The organism is Bradyrhizobium sp. Rc3b (genome assembly GCF_900114915.1).
Taxonomy (GTDB): domain Bacteria; phylum Pseudomonadota; class Alphaproteobacteria; order Rhizobiales; family Xanthobacteraceae; genus Bradyrhizobium.
Map to the genome: position 1 here is coordinate 61,563 of NZ_FOUS01000006.1, position 24,341 is coordinate 85,903.

At 65.4% G+C, this 24,341-nt stretch carries 20 protein-coding genes and 2 riboswitches; of the genes, 5 read left to right on the top strand and 15 right to left on the bottom strand.

Annotated features, from left to right (window positions below; all coding sequences use genetic code 11):
• Window positions 1–16: 16 nt before the first annotated feature.
• The 5 genes from BM190_RS15360 to hydA all read right to left on the bottom strand — a co-directional run bounded on the left by BM190_RS15360 (window position 17) and on the right by hydA (window position 6,389).
• A complete protein-coding gene (locus tag BM190_RS15360; protein ID WP_092256126.1) occupies window positions 17–1,636 on the bottom strand; it encodes an ABC transporter substrate-binding protein in 1,620 nt (539 codons plus the stop codon).
• Window positions 1,637–1,744: 108 nt separating this feature from the next.
• On the bottom strand, window positions 1,745–3,181 hold the full coding sequence (locus tag BM190_RS15365; RefSeq protein WP_092256128.1) for an NAD(P)-binding domain-containing protein: 1,437 nt from the start codon (window positions 3,179–3,181) through the stop codon (window positions 1,745–1,747).
• A complete protein-coding gene (locus BM190_RS15370; RefSeq protein WP_092256131.1) occupies window positions 3,178–3,927 on the bottom strand; it encodes an SDR family oxidoreductase in 750 nt (249 codons plus the stop codon). The genes BM190_RS15365 and BM190_RS15370 overlap by 4 nt, the downstream gene beginning before the upstream one ends.
• A gap of 1 nt (window position 3,928) precedes the next feature.
• A complete protein-coding gene (locus BM190_RS15375) occupies window positions 3,929–4,903 on the bottom strand; it encodes an NAD-dependent epimerase/dehydratase family protein (protein ID WP_092256134.1) in 975 nt (324 codons plus the stop codon).
• 16 nt (window positions 4,904–4,919) lie between these two features.
• The gene (hydA, locus tag BM190_RS15380; protein ID WP_092256137.1) at window positions 4,920–6,389 is read right to left on the bottom strand and encodes a dihydropyrimidinase; all 1,470 of its coding nucleotides are present in this window, start codon (window positions 6,387–6,389) and stop codon (window positions 4,920–4,922) included.
• 55 nt (window positions 6,390–6,444) lie between these two features.
• On the opposite strand from hydA, the gene BM190_RS15385 reads away from it, so the two are divergent.
• Complete coding sequence (locus BM190_RS15385) at window positions 6,445–7,107, top strand: aspartate/glutamate racemase family protein (RefSeq protein ID WP_018315984.1); 663 nt, start codon at window positions 6,445–6,447, stop codon at window positions 7,105–7,107.
• Here BM190_RS15385 and BM190_RS15390 read toward each other — a convergent pair.
• The 5 genes from BM190_RS15390 to BM190_RS15410 form a co-directional block, all read right to left on the bottom strand.
• Window positions 7,104–7,772 carry a flavin reductase family protein gene (locus BM190_RS15390; protein WP_092256140.1) on the bottom strand — a complete coding sequence of 223 codons (669 nt, stop codon included), beginning with the start codon at window positions 7,770–7,772 and terminating at the stop codon, window positions 7,104–7,106. The genes BM190_RS15385 and BM190_RS15390 overlap by 4 nt on opposite strands.
• The gene (locus tag BM190_RS15395; RefSeq protein ID WP_092256142.1) at window positions 7,769–8,701 is read right to left on the bottom strand and encodes an N-carbamoyl-D-amino-acid hydrolase; all 933 of its coding nucleotides are present in this window, start codon (window positions 8,699–8,701) and stop codon (window positions 7,769–7,771) included. The genes BM190_RS15390 and BM190_RS15395 overlap by 4 nt, the downstream gene beginning before the upstream one ends.
• A gap of 130 nt (window positions 8,702–8,831) precedes the next feature.
• Complete coding sequence (locus BM190_RS15400) at window positions 8,832–10,127, bottom strand: class-III pyridoxal-phosphate-dependent aminotransferase (RefSeq protein WP_092256145.1); 1,296 nt, start codon at window positions 10,125–10,127, stop codon at window positions 8,832–8,834.
• Window positions 10,128–10,137: 10 nt separating this feature from the next.
• Window positions 10,138–11,718 (bottom strand): hydantoinase B/oxoprolinase family protein, encoded by a 1,581-nt coding sequence (locus BM190_RS15405; protein WP_177237090.1) that lies wholly within the window; start codon window positions 11,716–11,718, stop codon window positions 10,138–10,140.
• Window positions 11,715–13,724, bottom strand: a complete 2,010-nt coding sequence (locus BM190_RS15410) for a hydantoinase/oxoprolinase family protein (RefSeq protein WP_092256152.1) — start codon at window positions 13,722–13,724, stop codon at window positions 11,715–11,717. Before BM190_RS15410 ends, BM190_RS15405 begins: the two co-directional genes overlap by 4 nt.
• A 583-nt stretch (window positions 13,725–14,307) precedes the next feature.
• Here BM190_RS15410 and BM190_RS15415 point away from each other — a divergent pair.
• The 3 genes from BM190_RS15415 (at window position 14,308) to BM190_RS15425 (ending at window position 16,720) form a co-directional block, all read left to right on the top strand.
• The gene (locus BM190_RS15415) at window positions 14,308–15,132 is read left to right on the top strand and encodes an AraC family transcriptional regulator (protein ID WP_092256155.1); all 825 of its coding nucleotides are present in this window, start codon (window positions 14,308–14,310) and stop codon (window positions 15,130–15,132) included.
• Between the two features lie 104 nt (window positions 15,133–15,236).
• Complete coding sequence (locus BM190_RS15420) at window positions 15,237–15,929, top strand: O-methyltransferase (RefSeq protein ID WP_092256158.1); 693 nt, start codon at window positions 15,237–15,239, stop codon at window positions 15,927–15,929.
• A gap of 122 nt (window positions 15,930–16,051) precedes the next feature.
• Window positions 16,052–16,720, top strand: a complete 669-nt coding sequence (locus BM190_RS15425; RefSeq protein WP_244550652.1) for a siderophore-interacting protein — start codon at window positions 16,052–16,054, stop codon at window positions 16,718–16,720.
• A gap of 29 nt (window positions 16,721–16,749) precedes the next feature.
• Here the strand turns inward: BM190_RS15425 and BM190_RS15430 are convergent, their stop codons facing one another.
• Together BM190_RS15430 and BM190_RS40415 are read right to left on the bottom strand one after the other, a co-directional pair.
• A complete protein-coding gene (locus BM190_RS15430; protein ID WP_092256167.1) occupies window positions 16,750–18,189 on the bottom strand; it encodes a PepSY domain-containing protein in 1,440 nt (479 codons plus the stop codon).
• Window positions 18,190–18,201: 12 nt separating this feature from the next.
• Window positions 18,202–20,550, bottom strand: coding sequence for a TonB-dependent receptor (locus tag BM190_RS40415; protein ID WP_177237091.1), 2,349 nt, complete (start codon window positions 20,548–20,550; stop codon window positions 18,202–18,204).
• 117 nt (window positions 20,551–20,667) lie between these two features.
• Window positions 20,668–20,869: riboswitch (cobalamin riboswitch) on the bottom strand.
• Window positions 20,870–20,941: 72 nt separating this feature from the next.
• Here BM190_RS40415 and BM190_RS15445 point away from each other — a divergent pair.
• On the top strand, window positions 20,942–21,514 hold the full coding sequence (locus BM190_RS15445) for a histidine phosphatase family protein (protein WP_177237092.1): 573 nt from the start codon (window positions 20,942–20,944) through the stop codon (window positions 21,512–21,514).
• Here BM190_RS15445 and cobT read toward each other — a convergent pair.
• The 3 genes from cobT to BM190_RS15460 are packed head-to-tail and all read right to left on the bottom strand — an operon-like array spanning window position 21,507 to window position 24,043.
• A complete protein-coding gene (gene cobT / locus BM190_RS15450; RefSeq protein ID WP_092256173.1) occupies window positions 21,507–22,559 on the bottom strand; it encodes a nicotinate-nucleotide--dimethylbenzimidazole phosphoribosyltransferase in 1,053 nt (350 codons plus the stop codon). The genes BM190_RS15445 and cobT overlap by 8 nt on opposite strands.
• Window positions 22,560–22,569: 10 nt before the next feature.
• A complete protein-coding gene (cobF, locus tag BM190_RS15455) occupies window positions 22,570–23,319 on the bottom strand; it encodes a precorrin-6A synthase (deacetylating) (RefSeq protein ID WP_092256175.1) in 750 nt (249 codons plus the stop codon).
• Between the two features lie 46 nt (window positions 23,320–23,365).
• Window positions 23,366–24,043: an energy-coupling factor ABC transporter permease gene (locus BM190_RS15460; protein WP_092256176.1), complete on the bottom strand. Its 678-nt coding sequence runs from the start codon at window positions 24,041–24,043 to the stop codon at window positions 23,366–23,368.
• A gap of 37 nt (window positions 24,044–24,080) precedes the next feature.
• Window positions 24,081–24,299: riboswitch (cobalamin riboswitch) on the bottom strand.
• Window positions 24,300–24,341: the final 42 nt, after the last annotated feature.

A 24,341-nucleotide genomic window follows, 5' to 3' on the forward strand; every position in this document is an offset into this window, starting at 1 on the left:
CTTTGGACTGACGCTATCACTTGCGGCTGACATCGCGATAGTCGACCTGGCGGTGGAACTCGTAGGTGTAGCCCTCGATCGAGGACGCCATCACCGCATCCTGGTTCGGCTGCCACAGCATGATTTGCGGCATCAAATCGAAATGCATCGCGTTGAGCTTGCGGCCCGCTTCCTCATACTTCGCCTTATCCGGCTCGAAGCGGGCTTCCTGCGCGATCGCGGCAAGGTCCGGGTTGTTGATCGAGCTGTAGTTCCAGCGCTGATTGCCGGTGTAGAAGTTGCGGTAGAAGTAGTCCGTGGACGGCAGCCACGCGACGATGCCTTCGGTGTAAAAGGGCAGCTTCTTCTCGTTGATCTGCGTCGACATCTGCGCGTCCGGCAGCTTCTGGATGTCGACCTTGATCCCGATCTTGCCGAGCGACTCCTTGACCAGCGCCGCCATCGGCTCGGCGGTCGAGGCCTGGCCTACATTGAAGCTGAAGGTGGTCGAGAAGCCCTCGGGGAGCCCTGCGGCCTTGAGATATTCCCTGGCCTTGTCGAGGTCGATCTTGACGGGCTGCTGGAACGGATAGATGCCGTTCAGCGGCTTGCCGTCCGGCCAGCTCGCACCGAACAGCGGCGCGCCGCGGCCGAACAGAGCGGCCTTGAACATGTCGTCATAGGGCAGCGCAAAGGCGACGGCGCGGCGGACATTGACGTTATCGAAGGGCGGGATCTGGTTGTTCATCGAGACGAAGGTGATCGAATTGTATTGCGGGGTCGAGATCACCTTCAGCTTGCCCTTGGCCTCCAGCGACTGCACGTCGCTGGCCTGGAGATCGACCACGAGATCGGCATCGCCGCGCTCGACCAGATTGGCGCGGGTCGCCGGCTCCGGCACCGACTGGATGATCACGCGCTTGAAGAACGCCGGCTTATCGGGCGAACCGCGATTCCAGGCCTCGTTGCGCTTGACGATCACCTGCTCGCCCGGCTTGAACGTCTCGATCACATAGGCGCCGCTGCCGGCAGTGTGCTCCTTCAGCCAGGCGGTGGCCCAGGGATCATCCGCGGTCGCATGCTCCTTCGCCACCTTCGAATTGATGATCATGGGATAGACGGTGGCGAGGTTCGGCAGCGCGAGCTTGTCGGGCTTCGGCAACGTTACCTCGATCGTGAGAGGATCGATCACCTTGAACTGATCGGCCGACGTCAGGGAGCCCGTGAGCAGCTGCGCCTTGCCGAGGATCGGCGCGGTGACGCAGCGATCGAGCGACCATTTCACGTCCTCGGCCGTGACCGGCGAGCCGTCCTGGAATTTTGCGTCCTTGCGCAGGCGGAAGGTCAGCTTCAGACCATCGGGACTGACGTCGTAGGATTCGGCGAGCTCGCCGGTGATCTTGTCGAGATCGAACACCCATTTGCCATTGAGCTGCTTGCGGCCGAACGCCACCAGCCGGTCATAGGTGCTCATGCTCAGCGCGAACGATTCCCGCGTCGAGCCGGGGATGTTGGGATCGAGCGTGTTGACGGATGCGCCGGTGACATAGCGCAGCGTCTCCGCCCGGGTTTGCGCCTGCGAAGGCGCGGTGGCGACGAGCAACAGCGCAGCGGCGGCGAGCACGGAGGACGCCGGCCTGAAAGACACAAAACGCATTGGTTTTTCCCCGAATTTCGAACAAGAATGCCAGCAAGGCAGGTTAAGAAAGAAGCAAGTTGCGCGCCAGTCTCGCAGAGGCGCATCGTCGCGGCGGCGCATGGATAATCATCGCGCTTCTCCTATCTTTCCCGCCCTCCGCGTGACCACGGCCTGCGGCACGTCGTAGGCGCTGAGCGAGGCCCAGTGCCGCGCAACATCGGCGCGGAATAGGCCACGCGTCAGGCCGTGGACCAGCTTCGGCACGGCCGTCGTCATCGCGTTGATTGATGACCCCGACGGGCCGAAACTCATGGTCGAGGCGATGGCGAACAGATGGATGTCGGAGATCCAGGGCGTCTCGCCCGGCACGCGCTCGGTGAAGGCGTAATCGTCGGCGAGATAGGGGAAGCGGCCGAGCCGCGCGTTGCGCTCGTTGTCCGGCGGCTGATAACGGTCGGCCCAGGTCGCGATATTGCCAGAAAATCGACTGAGCTCGCCGCGCGCGGCAAAGTTCATATCGATACCGGTGCCGCAGATGACGAAGTCCGCCGCGATGGCGCCAAGCGGCGTGTGCAATTCAATACCTTTTCCGGTCGCGCACGCGGCCTCGAGCGGCGCACCCTCATGCAATGTGAAATTGGCGTGGCGCGCGCAGCGGTCGTAGGTCGCTTGCGGAAATCCTTCCCGCATTTCCAGGATGGCGCGCATGAAGCGCCAACGCCAGGCATCGTCGAGATCGCTGAGGTGGCGCAGGAAGCCGCGGAAGGTCAGCCAGCGATAGGGCTGGATCACCTGGATCTGCTCGCGCCGACAGAGCAGGTGCACCTCACTGGCGCCCGCCTCCAGCGCCGTGGCCGCATTGTCGAACGCTGATGCGCCGGCACCGATCACGGCGACGCGCTTGCCGCGAAGGTTTTCGAAATCGATCTCGTCGGCGACGGTTGCGACCGAACGTGTAGGAAGATCGCGCAGCGGCTCGGGGATCATCCAGCCGCCCATGCCCTCCTGTCCCGTCGCCAGCACGATCTTGCGCGCATGGAGCGTCTCGACTTCTCCGGATCGTTTCACGATGGCAGCCAGCAGGCCATCGGCCGCCGGCGCAATCTCCAGAAGCTCGCAGCCGTTGCGCACAGGCAGGTCTATCGTGCGTCGCAGCCAGAGCAGATAGTCCGCCCAATGCTCGCGCTCGATCAGGCCAAGCCCCTGCCAGCTCTCCTTGCCGAAGCGGGCTTCATGCCAGGACTGATATGTCAGGCTCGGGATATCGAGGTCGGGCCCCGTATAGTCCTTCGGGCTGCGCAAGGTCGGCATGCGGGCATAGGTCAGCCACGGCCCCTCCATCCCCTCCGCGGCCTTGTCGAGCAGCAGGATGTTGCTGACGCGGGAGCGCATCAGACCGAAGCCGATGGCCACGCCGGATTGGCCAGCGCCGACGATGAGCACGTCCAGAGCGGGCTTGCCGTCCGGCCCCATCTTCGGTTCGAGCCAGGCGGCGCCGGGATGCGCGATCCTGGCGAGATCGGCGCGAATGCCCGCTTCGAGCTGTGTCAGCGCATCACTCATGCCGCGAGCCAACCTCCGTCGACCACCATCACCGTGCCGGTCGTGAACGAGGATGCGTCGCTCGCCAGATGCAGCGCGGTCTGCGCGATCTCCTCAGCCACGCCGAACCGCTTCATGGCATGGCGGTTGCGGGAGGCTTCGCGCACCTCGTCGGCATTGCCATGCCGGGCAAAGCTGCGGCGAAGCATCGGCGTGTCGATCGCACCCGGCGCGATGGCGTTGACGCGGATGCCGTCGGTGGCGAAATCCACCGCTATCGTGCGGGTGAGGCTGACGATGGCGCCCTTGGCAGCGATGTAGGCACTGTTGCCCTTGCCGCCGGCGATCGCGAGTTGCGAGGCCAGCGTGATGATGGAGCCGCTGTTCTGCCGCTGCATCTGCGGCACCGCGGCCCGCGCCCACAGCCAGGTGCCACCGACATTGGTGCGGAACACGGCATCCCAATCGTCCGGATCCGTGGTCAGCACCGTGCCGCCGACGGAAAATCCGGCCGCCGTCATCAGGATGTCGAGCCGGCCGTGCCGAGAGACAACGTCGCTTACGACGGTCTCGGCGAATGCGGCATCGCCGACGTCGCCGACATGCGTCGTGGCCTCGCCCACCAAGCGCAACGTCTCTTCGAGCCCTGCGGCATCGCGATCGACCAGAGCGAGATGCGCGCCCTCCTCCGCGAACAGATTTGCGCTGGCCCGGCCGATGCCCGAGCCCGCTCCGGTGATGATGGCCGTGCGCCCCTGCAGCCGCATGTCAGATCCCATCCTTGTGCTGCATCCACCAGGCGCTCATCGCAGCGGCCGACTCCGCGCAGCCGAACCGGGCGCGCCAGCCGAACTCATCGGCCATCCGCTCGACCGACAGCGGCGCCCGATCCCCGCCGTGGAGCTTGATGACGGTTCTTTCTCCCGGCGCGGCCAGCCGGCATTGCAGCCCGGGATGCAACGCCGCAAAGGCCTCGCCCCATTGCAGCGCCGACCAGGCCGCACCGCTGGAGATGTTGTAGAGCCGGTGGCGCGGCCGCTCGGCCTCGATCAGCACCGCCACCGCTTCGGCGGCGTCGGGCGCGTAGGTCCAATCCTTGGTGCCCGGCGCGGGAAGAAGCGCCGGCTCACCGCGGGCGAACTCGGCGAGAATCTGGAACTGGAGGCTTGGCGTATCTCGCACCTTCCCGATCCGTTCCCACGGACCGAACACCGCACTCAAACGTACGCTCAGGAAATCGCCGCCCCACAGCTCGGCAAGGCGTGCCACCGATCGCTCCGAGGTAAACTTGCTGATCGCGTAAAAGGAAACTGGATCGCAGGGCGTCTCCTCGTCCAATACCGGATGGCGCTGCCCCGCAGCACCATAGGCGGAAGCGGAAGAGAGGTTGACCACGCGTCGAACGCCACGGCGGTTCGCCGCGCTCAAGATCGGTATCTGAGCCATCACGTTGATCTCGAGGATATTCGAGGTGACGGACCGTTCGAGCTGGTCCCCGGCCGTTATGGCAGCGCCAAGGACGATCGCATCGCAACCGTTCTTTATGAGCGCGTCGATCCTCTCGACGTCTGTGATCTCGCCCTGAACAATCGTAAGCCGCTCCCGGTGATCGGCAAAGGACCGCTCCGCTCCCGCTGGAAGTTGCTTACGATCATACAGCGTCACCTCGTGCCCGCGCGCGAGCAGCACCTCGGCGAGGTTGAGGCCGACAAAGCCGGTGCCGCCGAAGATGACGATTTTCATCGCGCGCGATCCACGATCACAGCAGTTTGGCCCCGAAATTCCGTTCCGGATCCATGTCGGCGACCAGCCGGCCCGTCGGCTTCGCCGCCTCGCCGCCGCTGCGCGCCAGGAATTTTCCGCTGCCGGCGCTCGCGAGGCACTTGTCGCCGTCGATGATGACCCGGCCGCGCGACAGCACCGACACCGGCCAGCCCTTCAGCTTGCGCCCCGCGAACGGCGTGTAGCCGGTAAGATCATGCATCATCTCGTCCGCAATCGTGACCTCGCGGTTCGGATCCCAGATCGCGATATCGGCATCGGCGCCGACCGCAATCGAGCCCTTGCGCGGGTGCAGATTGTAGATCTTTGCCGGCGCGGTCGAGGTCAGCTCGACGAACTTGTCCAGGCCCAGCCGCCCCTTCGAGACCATCGCGTCGAACAGCAGCGGCAGCCGCAGCTCCAGCCCCGGCAGCCCGTTCGCGACCTGCTTGAAATTGGGGTTGGATCCGGCGCGCAGCTTGCCGGTCTCGTCAAAGCGATAGGGCGCGTGATCCGACGAGATGGTCTGGAGGTCGCCGAGCGACAGCGACTGCCACAGCGCCTCCTGATCTGCATGCGTGCGCGGTGGCGGGCTGCACATCCACTTGGCGCCTTCGGCGCCGGGCTTGTCGAGATCGGCGGCGGTGAGGAACAGATATTGCGGACAAGTCTCCGCGAACACCTTCAGCCCCTGCCCGCGCGAGTCGCGGATCACCTTGGCGCCTTCGGCGGTCGAGACATGGAAGATCATGATCGGCTGGTCGATCAGCGCCGCCATGCCGATCAGCCGGGTGAAAGCTTCCGCTTCCGACACACGGGCATGACTGACGGCATGGTATTTCGGCATGGTGTAGCCGCGCGCGAGCAGTCGCTTGACCATCCAGGCGATGATGCCGTGGTTCTCGGCATGGGCGCACAGCATCGCGCCGGACTGGCGCGCCGCGAGCAGGATGTCGAGCAACGGCTCGTCGTCGACCTTGAGCCGGTCATAGGTCATGAAGATCTTGATCGAGGCGTGGCCCTGCTTCACCAGCGCCGGAATATGCTCTTCGACCGTCTCCTTGGTCGCGTCCGCAATGATCATGTGAAAGGCGTAGTCGATCACCGCGCCCTTCTTCGCCAGCGCGTGATAATCCTCCACCACCTGCGGCAATTTCATGCCGACATGCTGGGCGGCGAACGGGATCACCGTGGTGGTGCCACCGAAAGCGGCAGAGACGGTCGCGCTCTCGAACGTGTCGGCATTCATGATACCGGCGGCCGACAGCTGCTCGATATGGGCGTGGCTGTCGACGCCGCCAGGCAGCACCAACTTGCCGCGCGCATCGATCTCGCGCCTGGCCGCCGGAAGCCCGCGGCCGATGGCCGCGATGGTCTCGCCGGAGATGGCAACGTCGGCCTCGAAGACATCGGTGGTCGTGGCGACGCGTCCGCCGCGGATGATCAGGTCGTAGGTGGGTTCAGTCATGAGGCACTCCGTGATAGGCTTGGGCAAATGATCTCCGTTTCGTAGGAAGACCATCATGTCCCGGCCACGCATTCTCGTCATCAATCCGAACTCCAACCCTGCAGTCACGCAAGGGCTGGAGGAGGCCTTGAGGCCGCTCGGTTTCGAGGGCGGACCGGAACTGGTCTGCCAGTCGCTGGCAGAGGGTCCGTTCGGCATTGAGAGCCAGGCCGACGTCGACGGCGTCGCGATGCCGCTGCGACGGCTGGTGGAAAGCGACAACAGCTCTTCGGCCTTCGTCATCGCCTGCTATAGCGATCCCGGCCTTCAGGTCTGCCGCGAAGGCACGGAACGGCCGGTATTCGGCATTGCCGAGTGCGGCGTGCTGACCGCGCTCGCCCGCGCCGAAACGTTCGGCGTCATCGCCATCGCGCAGCGCTCGATCCCGCGCCACATGCGCTATCTCAGGCAGATGGGATTGACCGATCGCCTCGCCGGCGAGCGGCCGCTCAACATGAGCGTCGCGGAGACCGCCTCGGGCGACGGAACACTCGCGAAGATGATCGAAATCGGCCGTGCGCTGCGCGACCAGGACGGCGCCCGCGCCATCGTGATGGGCTGCGCCGGCATGGCGCGCCATCGCCGCCCGCTCGAAGACGCGCTGGGCATTCCCGTGATCGACCCGACACAGGCGGCCGTCACGATGGCGCTGGGCACGGTGCAGTTCTCGGCTCACTAGGCGTCCTTCAGCTCTTTGGCGTCCTGCCGCGCGCGCCATTGCGCGTGGCTCTCGCGCGTCAGCGAAAAGACATCCCGCTGGGTGGTGTAGAGATTGCCGAACATGCGGCCGATCGGCCGATAGGCGTCGAGATCGACATACATGTTGGCCTCGTCGACCAGGCCCTCACGGGCGTGAATCCTGAGCACCTCGCCAACCAGCAGTTCCCGGTCGGGCGAGAAGTTCAGCACCACATGGCGCCGGCATTCCAGCGCAAAGGGCGCTGCCGCGAGGCGCGGCACTTTCACATCGACGGAGGGAAGCGTCGCAAGCCCGGTCGCCGCGACCTCGCTGTCGCCCGAGGGGAAATCGACCGCGCAATCGTTCATCGCCACCGAGAGCGCCTCATCCACCATGTGCACGACGAACTCGCCGTCGCGATGGATGTTGCGGGTGGTATCCTTCGGGCTGTGATCCGGCTTGTGCTGAAGGCCGAGCACGATCAGCGCGGGGCTCTCGGAGAACACGTTGAAGAAGCTGAACGGGGCCGCATTGACCGCCCCGTTCTCGTCCAATGTCGTCACCAGCGCGATCGGCCGCGGCACGATTACGCCGCAGAGCAGCTTGTAGCGATCGCGCGGATCAAGCTCGCGCAAGGATATGCCATTATCCGACATCGGCGTCATTTCTCCGGCGGCGGCACCGCGCCGGTTTGGCTGGTGATCAGGCCGTAATGCTCGATCCGGCGATGCTGCGCGAAATTGAAGATCGTGGTCTTGCCAAACTTTGTGGCATCGAGATCGCAGGGATGGAGCAGGAGTTCATCGTCCTCCGTCCTGGCTTCAGTGACGATCTCGCCGTTGGGATCGACGATCAGGCTGCCGCCGAACAGCGGGTGGCCATCCTCATTGCCGGCCTTGGCGACCGCGACGACCCAGGTCGAATTCTGATAGGCGCCGGCCTGCACCGAGAGGCGGTTGTGAAACAGGCGCTTCTCGACGCCCTCCTCGCTTCGCTCCGCGTTGACGGAGGGCGTGTTGTAGCCGATCAGCACCATCTCGACGCCCTGCAGGCCCATCACGCGATATGTCTCCGGCCAGCGCCGATCGTTGCATATGGCCATGCCGATGATGCCGCCCAGCTCACGCCAGACGTTGAAGCCGAGATCGCCCGGCTCGAAATAGCGTTTCTCCAGATGCTGGTGCGAGCGCTTGGTGTCGTACTCCACATGGCCCGGCAGATGGACCTTGCGATATTTGCCGACGATCTTGCCGGACTTGTCGGTCAGGATCGCCGTGTTGAAGTGATGGCCGTCCGGTGTCAGCTCCGCATAGCCGAAGTTCATCGCCATCTGGTGCTGCGCTGCGCGCTCGAATAGCGGCTTCGTCGCCGCGTTCGGCATCTCACGCTCGAACCAGATGTCGAACTCGGCGCGGTCCTCCGCGTACCAGCGCGGAAAGAATGTCGTCAGCGCCAGTTCCGGATAGACGATCAAATCGGCGCCCTTGCTCTTGGCTTCGTCCATCAGCGCGATCATGCGCCTGACCACGGCCTCGCGGCTGTCGGCCTTCTGGATCGGACCCATCTGGGCGGCGGCAACATTGACGATACGCATCAGCGATTTCCCGGTGATCTCTTGGAGGAAGTGAAAGCTTCAACGAATTGCGGGCGCGTGCAGCATAACGCGGCACCGCCGAAGGTTTCCAGCCGGATGGGTTGGACAGTTTTTGTGGCGCGATCGGCGCTCATCGGTGCTCCTCGTCGGCGACATCGAGGCCATGATCGAGCGCGTCCAGAAGCTGGTCGGCCTCACGTTCGGACATGACGAGCGGCGGTGCCAGGAACAGCGAAACCTGCTCGCCGCTGGTTCCGATCACCGCGCCGGCTTCCAGCGCCCGCGTCGCGACGCGCGAGGCGATCGGCACTTCGGTGGTGTCGGCGTGCCAGGAGCGCCAGTCCGGTCCGTGCAGCTCCACCGTCCAGTGCAACCCTTGCCCCGCCACGCGCTGGACGCTGGGATGTTTCTGCGCGATCGCGAGCAGGCGGCGGCTGAACAGCTCTTCGAGGCTCTTCACATGCTCGAGAATCTTCTCTTCGCTGATGACCTTCAGGTAAGCGCTGACGGCGGCCATGCTGATCGGGTGGCCCCGCAAGGTGCCGTAATTCTGCCAGCTCGTGCCATTCAACCGCTCGACGATCTCTTTCGACACGACGACCGCCGCCACTGCGGCCGCACCGCCACCGAGCGACTTTCCGAGCGTCACGATATCGGGGCGACTTTCGGCGCCCTGAAACGCGAACCAGCGCCCGGCGCGGCCCGCGCCGGTGACGACCTCGTCGGCGATCCAGTATGAGCCCGCTTGTCGCGCGCAGCGCGCCACTTCGTCCTGATAGGCGCCGTCGTAATAGATGCCGCCCTGGGTGTAGTCGATGATCGTCGCCGCGGTATCCGACAGCAGACGCGTGGCGTCGGCCAGATATTCGCGCGGCGGCTTGTTGCTGGCCGGCCCACCGTAGATCGCGCCATCCGGCGCCGGCAGGATTCGCACCGGCGCCATCGGCGCCGGTAGCCTGGAGCCGCCGGAGTGCACCGCAAGGCCGCCATGCCATTGCGGCTGCACGGTCATGCTGCGCGACAGGCCCGTGATGCCGTGATAGGCACGCTCACGCGTCGCTAGCGCCGAGCGCTGCGTCAAGGCCTGGCAGAGCGACAGCGCCATGTCGTTGGCCTCGCTGCCGCTGATGCAGAAGCGCACTGCGCCAACCCAATCCTCCTCACCGCCGAACGCCGTCGCCATCAAATCGTCGGCGGCCTGCTCGCGGCCGACCCAGGTCCAGCCCTCGTTGACGACGGGCGTATCCGCCGCGCGGCGGATCGCCTCCACCATCGCGGGATGACGGTGACCGAGACCGCCGCCGGTGTTGCTGCCGTCGATGAGCTTGCGGCCGTCCGCAAGATGAAAATAGACGCCCTCGCCGCCGACCACGGCCATAGGCGCGTTGTCGCCCGCGTTCAGCCCGGTTCGCAACAATTTGCTCATCGCAATCCCTTCACTCCGCAGCTTCAGCGCCGTAGCCGCCGCCGCCGCAAGTCTCGACGGTGACGAGATCGCCGTGCTGCAGCACGAGGTTGGATTTGCCGTCGATCGCGACGTTTACGCCCTGCCTGACAAGCGAGATGCGACAGGCCTTGCCGGGTTCACCGCCCTGCATGCCGAACGGGGGAATCACCATGCGCTCGATGCAGGTGGTCAGATGCATGGACGGAGCCAGAATGCGGTAAGCGCGCACGACGCCATCGCCGCCGCGGTGGACGCCGGCGCCGCCGGATTGCCGGCGGATGGCCTGCTGCTCGAGGCGGATCGCGTAGTTCGCTTCGATCACCTCGACCGGCGTGTTCGAGGTGTTGGACAGATGCACCCGGGTCGCCGAGATGCCGGCCCGGTCGTGACGCGCGCCTTCGCCGCCGCCGTGGACCTCGTAGAGCATCTTCCAGGAACCGTCCTGCCGCGGCTGCGCAAAGAACAGGACGCCTGCGGTGGTGGCGCCGCCCGCCGACAATCGTTCGGGGATGGTGTCCTGCATGGCGCGGAAGATCGCATCGACGATGCGCATCGACGTCTCGTGGTTGCCGGCGGCGACGGAGGCCGACCAACCCGGCTCCAGGATCGAGCCCGGGCGGGTGATAATGGTCAGGGGGCGCAGCGCGCCGGCATTCTGCTGCATGTCGCGCCCGCTCATGATGCGCGCGGCATAGGCGACGGCCGAACGCGCCATGAACGGCGTCGTGTTGCAGAAATTCGAGACGCGGTCACAGCTCCCCGAAAGGTCGAAGGTCGCCTCGTCGCCGGCAATGGTAATCTTGACGTGGATACGCGCGGGCGCGTCGTTCGCGCTGCCGTCGTCGAGATGATCTTCGCCTTCGTAGATCCCGTCCGGCAAGGCGCGCAACGCCTCGCGCATCTCGATTTCGGAGAGATCGTGCAGGCGCGACTGCGTCGCGGTGAACACCGCCTTGCCGTGCTCGCGGCAGAGATCGACGATGCGCCGTTCGCCGGCTTTGGTTGCCGCGATCTGCGCGAGAAGATCACCCTCGCAGGATTCGGCGTCGCGGACGTTGGCCTTGAGCAGCTGCACGATCGGCGCGATGACGCCGGCTGCGGTCGCGATCAGCACCGGCGGGATACGCATCGCCTCCTGGAACGTGTCGATGGCTTTTGCAAAATAGCTGCCGGGCCAGGTGCCGCCGATATCCGGCCAGTGCGCGAGGCTGACCGCGAACGCCACGATCTCGCCATCGACGAAGACGGGGCGCACGACCTTGACGTCGTTGAGATGATTGCCGCCGAGCGCGCCGACATTGTAGATCAGCACGTCGCCGTCGTTCAGGCTGTCGCGCGGCACCACCTTCAGCAATTCGGGGACCGTGTAAGCCATCGCGCCAAGGTGGATGGGGATGTCGCGGCCCTGCCCGACCAGGCCGCCATGGCCGTCCGTGATCGCCGACGACAAATCGCCGGCCTCGCGCAGCAGCGGCGAGCGCGCCGACCGCGTCATCACCAGACTCATTTCCTCGGCCGCAGCGGAGAGACCGTGCCGGATGACCTCGACGACGAACGGATCGAGCTTCATGTTGCCCTCCGCGTCAGGAACAGATTGCCTGCGGCATCGGGCCTCGCCTGCCAACCCGGCGGCACCACCACGGTCGACCAGGCGTCTTCAATGATGGCTGGGCCGCGGACGGTGTCGGCCAGCGAGGCACGGTCGATGATCCCTGTCGCGATGTCGGGGTAGCCGTCGAACGAGCAAAGGCGCGTGCCTGACGACATCGCCCTCGCCGCTGTCGCCGGCCGGCTCACCACCGTTGTCGACGGCCGGCGCGCCTGCACCCGCACGGATTCGATGACGCAGGGCTCGCTCGTCGCATAGCCGAAGAGTTCGTGATGCCGCGCCAGAAAATCGCTCTTGAGCCTGATCACGTCGAGCGGCAGTGCGAGCGGGACTGGAATGGCGTCGTTCTGCGCCGCGTAACGCATCAGCGCCACCAGCTCGATTTCGATCTCCGCCTTCGCGACACCGTTGGCGATCAGCGGCGCCGACGCATCGTCAATGAGCGCCCCTATGCGCTCCGATACGCGTACGAGATCGATGCCGTCGAGACCGGCGCGCAAGGTCTGCTGCTGCAGGAAGCTGAAGTCGGCGGTGAGACAGCCCAGCGCCGAGAACGCGCTCGATGCGCTGGGCACGACGACCTGCGCAATCCCGTAGAGATCGGCGAGCCCCGCGGCATGCATGGGGCCACCACCGCCGAAGGCGAGCAGCGTACAGTCGCGCCCGTCGATGCCGCGCTCGACCGTGACGCGGCGCAGCGCGCGGGCCATCGTCGCGTTGGCGACCTTGATGATGCCGAGCGCCGTTTCGGTCAGGCTCAGCCCCAACGCCTGCGCGATCGGCTCGATGACGCGCCTGGCCGCCTGGACGTCGATGCCGATCCGGTCGCCGAGTTTGGTTTCGGGATTGAGATAGCCGAGCACGGCGTTGGCGTCGGTGATGGTTGGCTCGGTGCCGCCGCGGCCGTAGCAGGCCGGACCCGGCTCGGAGCCGGCACTCTCCGGCCCGACGGTCAGACCACCCGGGCCGTTGCGCACGATCGATCCGCCGCCCGCCCCGATGGAGTGAACCGCGAGCATCGGCTGGCGCAGCGGCTTGTCGCCGAGCATGCGGCCGTCGGTCATCTCGGCCTGGCCGTCGACGATCAGGCAAACGTCCGTCGTGGTGCCGCCCATGTCGAAGGTCAGCATGCGCGGCGTGCCGAGCTGGCGCGCGATGCTGACCGACGCCGAGACGCCGGCGGCCGGGCCCGACATTGCCATCACAAGCGGGCGACGTTTCACCGCGGAGATCGGGATCATCGCGCCGGCGGAATGAAACACCTGCAACCCCGGCCCGATCGGCAGCCGCTGCTCCAGCTCGCTCAGATATTCCACCGCAATCGGCATCGCGGCGGCGTTGAACACGGTCGCCGAGGTCCGCTCATATTCGCGTGCCTCGGGATTGACCTCGTGCGACAGCGAGACATGGGCGACGACGTCCTTGAGGCGCTCGCCGAGCATTTTTTCGTGCACCGGATTGGCATAGGCGTGAAGCAGAGCCACCGCGACGCTCTGAACGCCGGCCTCCTTCAGCCAGGCCACCAGGCGCTCGATCTCCGCTTGTTCCAGCGGCTTCAGCACGCGTCCCTCGTGATCGAGGCGCTCGGCGAGCCCGAAGCAGCGCTCAGGCGGCACGAGCGGCGGCGATTTCGGCGGAACGTCGAGACGGTAGAGATCGCGGCGGCGATAACGCGCAATCTCGAGCACATCGGCAAAGCCCTCGGTCGCAACCAGCGCCACCTTCGGCAGCCGGCCCTCGACGATAGCGTTGGTCACGCGCGTGGTGCCGTGGACGAAGCGCCTGACCTCGCTTTTGCGCAGGCCCACCGCCTCGATCGCTTCCAGCATCGCCTGAACCGGAGCGCCGGGGCGCGACGGCACCTTTGCGATCCGCGCCTCCGATGAATCGCGCCGGATCGCGATGATATCGGTGAAGGTGCCGCCGATATCGGTGCCAACCTCCCAGTGATTTTCGGAGGAGCTCATGTGCGGGGGCAGCGACGGATGAGGTCCGAACCGGACGCCGGGCTGTTACCGTCCATCGCGACATCCAATGCCCAACCGAGAGCGCTCATCATGCATCCCTTGTCTTGCCATTGTCCGCGAGTGTGCGACAGAGCGGTCAGGTCGGGATAGAGCCAGAGTTGTCGCAAACCACCGGGCCGGCGCCGCGAGCCGCAAATTCGGTTGCACGTTTTGGTGCAGCTCTGCCCGCGCGGAGAGCATGCAGATGTCGACTGCTGAACACCAGCAAAGTGCATCGCACCACGGGTTTTTCGGCGCAAACCGTCACGTCCGTTGCAGTGCAATCGCAACGTCAAAGATCATCTGTCTAATTTGCAGGCGATCGGACGCGAGGTTGGTATCCTATGAGCTATGCACGGCAGGCGGCACAGCCTTTCTTTATTGTATAGTAAGCGAGGATATCGTCTCGCAAGCAGCGCCGCGATCCGGTGGGACGAGCTCGTTAGAAACCATCGAGATTCGAACGTCCTGCGTTGAAAGTCGCGATCGCGGGCCAGATATTGCCTGAACCCGCCAGTCATGTTCGGATCGACCATCGCCTGCCATGCCCTTCTTCCGGCTCAACGACGACCATATGAACCCCGATGATCTCGGGGATTTCGATCCTGAAACCGTGCCGCGCGCCGTTGCCGCTTTCGGGGGCCAGATGGTCACCAAGGGCATGGAGCTGGCCATGCACGAGCATCGCAAGGACGAGCTCGTCCTGACCACGCGCGGCCTCGTCAGGCTGGAGGCCGGACACGGCGTCTGGATCGTCCCGCCGCGCTGTGCGGTGTGGATTCCCGGGCATGTTCCGCACAGCGTCAGCGTCGCCGGCGACGTCGAGATGCATTGCCTGTTCGTCGAACCGGAGGCGGTACCGGCGCTGCCGCGGCAATGCTGCGCGCTGACGATCTCGCCCTTGCTCGAGCGTTTGCTGGTGCATGCCACCCACATGCCGGTGATGTACGATCTCGACGGCGCCGACGGCAGGATCGCCGCGGTGTTGCTCGACCAGCTGTCGCTGGCTCCCGCCGAAGAGCTGCTCTTCCCGATGCCGGCCGATGCCAGGCTGCGCCGGATCGCCAGCGCGATGATGACTGATCCTTCCGATCGCGCGACGATCGAGGATTGGAGCCGGCGCATGGCCGTCGCCCCGCGCACCCTCACCCGCATCCTGCAACGCGAGACCGGCATGAGCTTCGGCCGCTGGCGCCAGCAGCTCCACATCCTGATCGCGCTTCAGCGCCTCGACCAGGGCGCATCGGTTCAAGCGGTGGCGCTCGATCTCGGCTATGAGGGGGCCAGCGCCTTCGTCATCATGTTCCGCAAGGCGCTGGGCAAGCCGCCGGCGCGATATCTGGCCGAACGCCGCATCGGCGCACACTGACCGGAATTCGCAATCGATTGTCCCGTTCGCGGAATGCGGTCTGAGGGACCATTTCGTATCCAGGCTCCGAAGCGCCCGGCGGGCGCATTAAGGAGCCGACCGACATGGATTCACTCAGCAAGGGCGCCGTCGCCGACGTCCTCCTTCGTCTTCACCAGGAAGCGGAGGTCGCCGACGGACAACTGATGCAAACCTTCGCGAACGAAGCGAAGAGCCGGGATGAGATCATCAGCAAGACCATCGCCGCCGAGAGCCGTGATCTGAACGAAGTCTATCGTGGACTTGCGGACAATTTCCTGAGCGTCTCTCCGCGGTTCGGACGCTTCCTCTACATGTGCGTCCGTGCCACCAAGGCACAGCGCATCGTCGAGTTCGGCTCCTCGATGGGGATTTCCGCGATCTACATGGCGGCGGGCCTGCGCGACATCGGTGGCGGCCGTCTGATCGGGACCGATCTCGAACCCGGCAAGATCGAGCGGGCGCAAGCGAACCTTGCCGCCGCGGGGCTCGCCGACCTCGTCGAGTTCAGGCACGGCGATGCGCGCCAAACGCTCAGCTCCGGCCTCGGCGGCGAGGTCGACATGGTGATGCTCGATGGCGCTTTCACTCTCTATCTTCCCATTCTCAGGCTGCTGGAGCCGCACCTGAAGCGCGGCGCGCTCATCGTCGGCGAGAACGCGCTCGAGGAAGCTTCGGGCTATATCGACTACGTGCGCGATCCCGAGAACGGCTACCTCTCACTATCGCTGCCGTTCGAGCCGGGACGTGGCAACGAATTCACGATCAAAGCCAGATGATCGGCACGGCGGTGAACCCTGTGATGGAGCCAAACTTGAACGAGCCCGCTCACGAGCCACAAACGTCCGAGCCATCGCGGGCACCGCAGGGACGGCTCACGCGGATGTTGCTGCGATGGCTGATGCGTCCTGCACACGTTGCCGGCGTCAGGACGCTCTCGCCGCATTTCCGGCTCGTCGAGCTCGAAGGCGAAGCGCTGGAGAACGTCGCCTGGACGGCCGGCGACAAGATCCAGGTCGCGATGGGCTCGGGCCTGAGCGCGCGCACCTATACGCCGATGTCGTGGGACGCCGGCAACGGCAGAACGCGGCTGCTCGCCTTTGCACATGGCGATGGCCCCGGCAGCCGCTGGGCCAGCGGCTTGCGCGCGGGCAACGCCTGCCAGTTCTTTGGTCCACGCCGCTCGTTCGACCTCGCGGACCTCGGAGCGCCCATCGTTCTGTTCGGCGATGAAACCTCGTTCGGCCTTGCGGCCGCGTTGCGCGACAGCCTACAGGCTGGCGGCGCGCTCCATCTGTTCGAGGCCGCCGATGTCGCGGAGTCGAGACTGGTGCTGGATTCCATCGGCCTCGGCCAGGCCAGATTAATCGCACGCAGTGCCGATGACACCCATCTTGCAACTGCAGAATCCGAGCTGCTGCGTCTTGCCGCAAACGGCGCACAGTTCGTCCTGACCGGCAAGGCACCCTCGATCCAGCGCGTCGGCCGCGCCCTGAAGGCCGCCGGCGTCGCATCATCGCGGATCAGAGCGAAAGCCTATTGGGCACCGGGCAAGACCGGTCTGGATTAGAGAGAGCCGATATAACCGCCGGCCCTCGGTCAGGACATGCGCGTCGGTCGGGGCCGCAGACGCCGCCAGCCAATCGCGATCCCGGTGACGGAGAACACCAGTCCCAACACACAGAGTCCGACGATGATGGTATCGCGCAGACGCGGGTGCGCCACCAGAAGGGGAAAATCGAGGGTGTGGAGCGCGCTGTAGAGCCAGCGATAGGCCCGCCGCGAGGCATCCAGCCTTTGCAGCACACTGCCGTCGGCACCGTCGATATCGAACCAGAGGTCGCCGCAGCGCGAACGGTAGACGGGCGCACCGGCAATAGCCGATTGCGCGGGGTAATCGTCGTTGCCAGCAAGAACGGACGCCGCGCCGCAGCCGGCAGCAAGGTGCGCCACGAGACTCTGGATCTCATGCACGTCCAGAAATTCCGTTGGTCCGTCGCGGGACGCGTCCCCTGCTTTGATCAAGACCTGATGGTCAAGGCTCACCCGATCGCGGCGATAGACGTTGCCGTTGAAGGCAAACCATTCGATCTCCCGGGCCGAGGGCGATATCGGCTGCCGATCGAGCCATGAGGCAGCCGCCCAATCAAGCGGCGCGTTCATCACGCCGGATTCGGCCAAGGTCAATTGTCCGCGCGAGAACAGCCGGCCGTGATCCATCGAGAGCCAGCCGCTGAGACTCCATGTCAGCACGAACATTGTTGCCGCGAGGCCAATGACGTGGTGCAACGCGTGCCAGCCACGATAGGGCGAGGACATCCGGCGCCCTCGCAGCTTCACCCGCGCGATCCCGAGCACCGCACCAAGCATTGCCGCGATCAAGGCCAGCAATGACAGCGTCCAGACGACGCGATCCCACAGGAGCCAGTTGCTTCTCAGGACCGTCGGATAAATCCAGTGCAGGACACTACCGGCCCAATTCCAGCCCCGCTCGCGCCGCGTCGTATCCAGGACGATCTCGCCGGTGGGCGAGGAGACATAGACTTCCGTCCCGGCAGCATCGCCGAAGGCCACGCGAAACAGCGGCCGATGGCGATCGAAGCCGTTCGGCACGCTCCACTGATCATAGTCCGGACGGGCAACGACCGCGGCCTGCACGGCATCGAGCCCGCGATTGCGCGCGTGCTCCCGCGCAATCGCAAGGACGGTATCGGCAATTGCGACCGACGCATCCGCTCCGTCGGAGGCGCGGACCGCGCGCACGCGCGATGATCCCGACACGATGTAGACCGCTGCATCGCTCCGCTGGATCAGCCGGACGCGCACGGCGTCCGCGACCCCGCTCACAGCGACCGCCGCCGCAACCGGGATCCTCGCCGCTTCGCGATCCACCGGCGCCAGGCCGGCAAACCGTTCCGCTTCCGTCAGCGACGGAAACGGCACGAAGTGCATCACGATCCCCGTCGCGAACCACATCGCGAACAGCAGGCAGAACGCGATCCCGAGCCAGCGATGCGCAAGGACGATCGCGCCCATCATGCGTTCATGATCCTACCATTTGAACGCGGCCGAGAGCTCGTAGGTCCTAGGCGCGCCGAGCAGGATCTGGTCGGGATAGAACGGATCGCCCCAGATCGCATAGCGCTTATCGGTGATGTTGCGGACGCGGAAGGTCAGGCGGGCCTGATCGACCGCGTTGAACACCGTCTTGGGAATGTCGACGAAGGCATAGACGTCGGCGACGGTATAGGCCTTCATCGTCACGACATTGGCATCGGTGTTGTAGCGGTCGCCGACATGGCGGCCGACGATGCCGAGCTCTACCGGCCAGGGCGTGAAGAAGCGCCAGGACGCGCCAGCATTCGCCACAATGCGCGGCACGTTCGGCGGCGTATTGCCGGAGAACGAGCCGCCGGCGAAATTGTAGTCGGCATAGCGGGCATCGACATAGGCGATGTTGCCCCACAGACGCAGCGGATCGATCGGACGAACCGAAGCGGCAAGCTCGACGCCCTTGGATTCCTGGCGCCCGGCGATGTTGAGCGCCATGCCGCCGGCCGCGGCATAGACGTTCTTGCGCACGATGTCATAGGCCGAGAACGACCACTCCGCCCGGTTGTCCCAGAACAGGTGCTTGACGCCGGTCTCATAGGTACGCGCGGTCGTCAGGTCGAGCGGCTGGGTCGGCAACAGCAGGAAGCTGGTGTTCGCGGAGACGTCGGCGCCGGTGGCGTACTGACTGAAGAAGATCAGGCCGGGCACGGCCTCCCAAGTGTAACCGATGCGGCCCGTCACCGGCGCCCAGTCTTTCGTGAACGGAAAGCCGGCTCTCACAAGCCCGGCGGAATCGGTCGAATTGCGGTCGAGCCCGATATGCTCGACGCGCAGGCCGCCGATCAGCGCGAAGGTCCGCGTCAGCTTCAGCCGGTCCTCGAACGACAGCGCCTCGTTGTTGATGCGCGCGGTCTGCTGCTGCGTCGTGAGCGAGCCGTAAAAGCCGCGGTTGGGATCGACCAGCGAGACATAATCGTTCGGGAAATTTGCCGCGCCCGGCCTGACGAAGTCGAGATAGCTCGATGACAACGTCGTGACCAGCCGATTGTCGAAACCCGCGATATCAGCGTCCCAGATCAAATCGGTGATGTTGCCGACGAGGCGCTGGCTGTGCGCGACATAGAAGCGCTCGCGATACACCTGGTTGTTGGTGGAATCGAACGCCTCGATCTCGTTGTTGAACCAGGTGCGCTCGGCGCCGTAGCCATAGGCTTGACTCTTCAGCGTCAGGTCCGGCGCCAGCTTCAGCTCGAAGCCGCCGCGCAGCCACACCTCCTGCGCGACATTGCGATTGTCGAGGACGTTGTAGTTGGTATTGAAGGTGCGGTCGTCGATCGTGACCGCGCCAAGATCAGTCCTGTTGAAGTAATTACCGGAGACGATCCTCGTCGTCGCGTGCGAGCCGCTGAAGGCGATCGGCACCAGCGGCGCGCCCCAATAGGCTTTCGAACGGTCCTCGCGATACTCGATCGCGCCCCAGATCTTGAGACTGTCGGAGATGCGGTAATTGAGCTGGCCGGACACATCGAGCATCTTGGTATTGGTGTCGTCGGCAAAGCCGTTGAGCGCGGAACGGCTGATGTCGAAGCGATAGTCGAGGCCTTGGACGTTGGTGCTGCCGCCCGAGCCGTAATGCGCGCGGAACGAATTCAGCGAATCCCAGGAGAAATCAGCTTCGTTCCGGATCGGTCCCGTGTGCGGCTGCTTGGTCACAAAATTGATCGCGCCGCCGGCGGCGCCTTCACCCGAGATCAGCGATGCCGGGCCCTTCAGGAATTCCACGGCCTCCAGATTGGCGGTGTCCATGATCCGCGAGGTCATGTTCTGCGGGCCGATCTTGATGCCGTTGTAGAGCGTGTTGATCTGGCTGTTGGTGAAGCCACGCATCGAGAAGGCGGAAGGTTCGGCCGGGTTATCGCCGGCGGTGACGCCGACCGCGCCCTGGGCCACGTCGGACACCGTGCGATAGCCCTGCTCGCGCATGGTCTCGGCGGAGATCACCTCGACGGTCGCGGGCGTCTGTCGCACCGTCAGGCCGAGCCGCGAAGCGCTTTCGGCGACGGCATTGCTGTTGAGCGGCGTCGGGGGTGCCGTAGCCGGCACGACGGGCTTCGGCATCGCTGCCGCGGCCGCCGGCCTGCGCGCTGCTTGCCGGTGCGCGCTCTGCGCCTCCCGGGCGGCAGGCTTGGCCTGCTTGCGGGATTGGGCCGGCGATACTTCGACGGGCGGCAGGGGTTCCCGGGCCTGCTGCGCCAGCGCAGCGGGCAGATCGAGTGCGGCAAGGGATGTGAGCGCAGCGGATGCGAGCAGGAATTGTCGCGGTCGTACGATACGGATGGAAGACACGGTTTTCGGACCTCGGTATGACGTCAGTGGCACGTCACAGCGAACGAGGTCTCACCTTTTGGCTCTTCAGCCGTCCGATGAAGCCGAATGTCTGTACTCCCCGACCGACATCTTCGCGTGTGACCACGGCTGACGGCAGGTCTCCTGGCTCGCGGGTCATCACCACTTCGTCGCCTTCCCGGGACCGAGGACCCAGTGGCTTCTGACGAAGGATTATCCGCTCACAGTTGCGGGGGCAGCCACGGCGTTGGGGACAATGTCCCCGCACCGTATTCCCTTTTCATCCCCTCTCGGGGAAACCGTCGCGAGCATCTAGGATTACCATCACAACAGAGTCAATGTGCCAGTTGCGGCGTTATGGCCACAACGACCAACTTCCTTGGAGATGAGCATGGAAGGCGAGACCTTCCTCTGGTTGATACGGCACGCGCCCGTCGCGGGCGTCACAGGCACCATCCATGCCGCCGACGCGCCGGCCGATCTCAGCGATCGCGTGCAACTGGACGCTGTGCGACGGCGCCTGCCACCGGATGCCGCCGGCTATGCCAGCCCGTCGCGGCGCACGATCGAGACGGCACGCGCGCTGGGGCTCGAACCGAAGCTGGTCAGTGAATTCCGCGAGCAGGATTTTGGTGACTGGACCGGCCACCGCCATGACCAACTCGAGGCGACCCGCGGTGAGGCCTATGCGCAGTTCTGGAGCGATCCGGCTGGCGGACGGCCGCCCGGCGGCGAAAGCTTTGCGGATCAGGTCGCGCGTGTCCGGCTGGGCCTGTCGCGGATCGCAGCCGGATCGGCCACGCTCGTAGTGCATTCCGGCACCATCCGCGCCGCGCTCTGCATCGCGCTGGATCTGACGCCGCAGGCCGCCTTGCGCTTCGTGGTCGATCCGCTGTCGCTGACCCGGATCGATCGCCTCGCGAGCGGCTGGCGCGTCGTCTCCGTCAATCAGCCGATCAGTTAGGTCTGTCAGGCACATTGGCCTGCGCAAACGTCGCCATGCCGTTGTGAAGGCTACAAGCGAGCCGCACCAGCGGCAGCGCGATGGCGGCGCCCGATCCCTCGCCGAGCCTGAGATCGAGGCTGATCAACGGCTGCACGTTCAGCGCGCGCAACACCAGCCGATGCCCCTGCTCCGCCGATTGATGCGACGGCAGCAGGAACGGCTGGCACGACGGATTGAGTCGCACTGCTGCGAGCGCTGCCACCGATACGATGAAGCCATCGATCAATACGGGAATACGGCGCTGCGCCGCCGCAATGATCGCACCTGAGATCGCCGCGATCTCGAGGCCGCCGACGGCACACAGGATTTTTTCGGGCGAGGCGCCGCCAACGCCGTGACGCGCGATCGCCGCGTCGATCACGCGGGCCTTATGTGCGCGGCCGGCCGCATCGACGCCGGTGCCGCTGCCCGCGATCTCTTCGGCGCTGATGCCGAGCAGGCCTGCAGCAATCGCCGCCGACGTCGTCGTGTTGCCGATCCCCATCTCGCCGAAGATCAAGAGATCGGGCTGATTGGCTTGCGCGCGCGCAACCGCGCGCTGGCCGACCTCGAAGGCATACGCCAGCTCGGCGGGTGCGAGCGCGGCTTCGACGCTGAAATCGCGCGTGCCATGGCGCGGCTTGTCGGAGATGACACCCGCCATCGCCTCTGTTGCTAGCGTGCCGGCATCGACGACGTCCAGGCTCGAGCCAAGCTCGCGCGCCAGCACCGAGATCGCGGCGCCGCCGGAGGCAAAATTCGCCATCATCGCGATGGTCACGGCTTGCGGATAGGCCGAGACGCCCTGCGCGACGATGCCGTGGTCGCCGGCGAAGACAATGATCGGCACCCGTGCGGCACGCGGCTGTTCGGTCGCCTGCAGGTCCGCAAGCTCGATTGCGAGCTGCTCCAGCCGGCCGAGTGCACCGGTCGGCTTTGTCAGTTGCGCCTGCCGTGCGATCGCGGCCTCGCGATGCACGGCGGAGACATCGGGGCAATTTCGGGTGACCCATTCGGGGAGCATGCTGCCTCGCTTACGGCCTGCGCTTGAGAATGTAGCTGTCCATGATCCAGCCATGCCGCTCGCGCGCTTCCTGCCGCGCCGCAACGATGCGCGGGCCAACCTCGGCGAGCACGCCGGACATGACGATCTGGTCGGGCATGCCGAGATAGGCGCCCCAATAGATTTGAATCCCGGCTGGATCAAGCGACTGGAATGCCGTGCCGCCGTCGAGCATTACAACAACGGTATCCACCCCTGCCGGCCAGCCGCCTTCGCGCAAACGCCGCCCCGTCGTGACCAGAAAGGGCTCGCCGATGTCGTTGAGCGGCAGCGCATGCGCCGCGCACAGCGCCTGGATCGAGGTGATGCCGGGCACGACCTCGATGTCAGGCAGGGGATTGAGCCGCCGCGCAATCCGCAGCGAGGAGTCATAGAGGGAAGGGTCGCCCCAGATCAGCAGCGCAACCTTGCCCTCGCCTTCGAGATGGTTCGCAATCGCTTTCGACCAAGTCGCGGCAACCGCATCGTGCCAATCGTCCACGCCCTTGCGGTATTCCGCCTCACCTGCGTCGCGCACGGGAAGGTCGAATTCAGCGATGGCTGTGTTATCGCCGGTGAGTACATTCGCGCAGATCGTCCGCCTGAGATCGGCGAGATCGGACTTCGCGGCACCCTTACGCGGAATCAGGACGAGGTCGGCGGCGTTGATCGCTTGAACAGCGGCGCGCGTCAGCTGGTCGGGATCGCCGCAACCGATGCCTATCAGGGAGAGCGTGAGCATCGCGAACGCGACGGGCGGCCCTGCTGGCCGCCCGTTCGCTTATCTCTCAGGCCGCGTTATGCAGGCGCGGGGTGACGAGACCGGGCGCGGTGACGCCGCGCAGCGACTTCGCCAGTGCCAGCACCGCGAGATCGGCCAGCGGCTCGATTACGATGACGAGCGCATAGGACGCCGCGAACGTCGCGATGTTGGCGAGGTTGCTCATCGCAAAGCCCGAGCCATAGAGCGCCCAGAACGCCACCCAGGCGATCACGCCGGCCTGGTAGGTCGTCGAGAGCGCCAACGCCTGCCGATACTTCAAATCGACATAGGCGGTGTTGCGCGAGATGATCCGTGTGGCGATCGCCTGGATCGCGAACAGCGGCACCAGCAGCGTCGTGACGTTCATGCCGTATTGCGGGATGTCGACCGGCTCGAAGAATACGCCCTGGAGCAGCAGGCCGAATGCGAGGCCGAAGGCCGCGGGCGCTGCGCCGAACAGCAGGAACAGTGTCGAGCCGAGAATGAAGTGCACCTCGGAGACGCCGACCGGGAAGTGCGGCAGGATCTCGAAGAAGATGAACACAAGGACTGTGGTGGCGAGCGTCCGCGCTGCGAACGACGTGATGCCCTGCTCACGCACGGTCTCCACCGCAAGCTTCAGCGCAACGCCGCCTGCGGCGATGCCGGTTGCGTAACTCAACACGAGCTTGGCGCCCGTCACGACCCCGGGTTCGATATGCATGGCTCAATTCCTTCCTGCCGTCACACCCGACGGCCTTGGCCTCAAAACGTGCAGGGCCGGTCTCCTGGCTCGCGGTTCCCCGGGATTTCCGGCCTTCCCGGACCTTGCGGCCCAGTGGCTGATCGGAGTCCCTCACCGCTTACAGTCGCGGGGGCGGCTGGGGTTTTGGGCGCCGCAACTGGGTCCGCCCACCCCCATTCCCGATTATGCTCCGGCGCTTTGCGCCGCGTCGAGCACCATGCTTCTCTTGTGTGCCCCTTTCGCTGAGCCTGCGTCAAGGGGCGAACGGCGGCCAAGG